Raw genomic sequence first — 1657 nt, 5'->3', positions numbered from 1 at the left:
GACATTAATTTTTAATAAACACCATCTTCTTTGATAGATAATATTCCTGGCAGCCAACATACTTTCGGCATCAATATTACCTTTTATTTTCACTCCGTCATTATTGATAGCGACATATTTAAATACAGGCATGCTTGTCCTCTAAGCTTATCCTGACCACTTCTTCAATTGTTGTTAAGCCAGCCATAACTTTATCCACCCCATCTTGTTCAATGCTGCATATAGTTTGCTGCGCCAACTGAACAAGATCNTGCTCACTATAGCCTTTATAAATACCTTCCCGTAAGCGATTATCAACAACCANGAGCTCATGCAAAGCTATTCGCCCGCGATAGCCGGCCGCATTACATTTGTCGCAACCTATCGCACGATACGTATTTCCCGCTATGGTCATGCTATAATTTATGCCCAAGCTGTTTAATTGCTCCGGCATAAATGTATACTCTTGCCGACACTCGATACATAGTCGGCGCACCAAACGTTGAGATAATACTGCCAATAATGAGCTTGATAGCATAAAGGGTTCGATCCCCATATCTTTCAGCCTGGTTACAGCACCAACGGCGCTATTAGCATGTAGCGTTGATAAAACCAAATGGCCGGTTAAAGAGGCTTGTACCGCTATTTGTGCAGTTTCCACATCTCGTATTTCGCCAATAAGGATGACATCAGGGTCCTGTCGCAGTATTGCTCTTAGGCTTCGAGAGAAAGTCATGCCAATTTTTGAATGAACCTGTGTCTGAGAGATACCATCAATATCAAACTCGATAGGATCCTCGACAGTCATAATGTTCCTTTCACCTGAGTCTATTCCCATTAGAGCTGCATAGAGTGTGGTACTTTTGCCTGCACCCGTAGGGCCAACAATCAATATAATACCATGAGGCTTGAGCACCAGTTTTTGCATCAAGCCATAGTTTTTTGCTGACATATCTAAAGATTGTAAGTCCAACTTAATACTGCTTTTGTCCAGTAACCGCATAACTACGCGCTCACCATGATTTGACGGTAGAACAGACACGCGAACATCTAAAACGCGCCCGGCCAAATTCAGTGCAATACGTCCATCTTGGGGAATACGTTTCTCTGCAATATCTAATTTCGCCATAACTTTAATCCGAGAAACTAATAATAGTGCTACACTGTGTTTCAGTTCTAATATATTTTTTAATACCCCATCAATACGAAATCTGATAGCCAGTTTTTTTTCGAAAGATTCTATATGGATATCTGACGCTAAGTTTTTAATTGCTTCTGTTAAAATGGCATTGATTAGTCTTATTACTGGAGCCTCACTATCTGAGTCCAATAGGTCTTCACTGTCAGATAGTTCACTAGCAAATGAATAAATCGCGATCTCATCACTTATTGCATTCATTATTTTATGTGACTGCATTGAACTATTTTGATACGTGGCCGTCAGAGTATTATTAAACTCATCATCAGTAACAAAATCAAGGCCCATAGGTTGACAGGCGACTCTATTCCCTTCAAGTATTGCCTCAAGCGAAGCTGAATGGCGGCATATGATTTGATATCCATTTTCTACTGGGAGTAAGATAACACCATTATCTTTAGACCAATTCAATGTTAATGGTACTAACTTCTTCTCATCTTGGTTCATAACTCAATCCCTACGTCACGGTAAAACTCCCTT

At 40.2% G+C, this 1657-nt stretch carries 1 protein-coding gene; it reads right to left on the bottom strand.

Annotated features, from left to right (window positions below; genetic code table 11):
- Positions 1-118: 118 nt before the first annotated feature.
- Positions 119-1624, bottom strand: coding sequence for a type II secretion system ATPase GspE (gene gspE / locus V1952_RS21705; protein ID WP_420075535.1), 1506 nt, complete (start codon positions 1622-1624; stop codon positions 119-121).
- Positions 1625-1657: the final 33 nt, after the last annotated feature.

It is taken from the genome of Yersinia sp. 2542 StPb PI, assembly GCF_048593855.1.
Lineage (GTDB): Bacteria > Pseudomonadota > Gammaproteobacteria > Enterobacterales > Enterobacteriaceae > Yersinia > Yersinia enterocolitica_E.
This window is presented reverse-complemented; position numbering and strand designations above follow the sequence as displayed.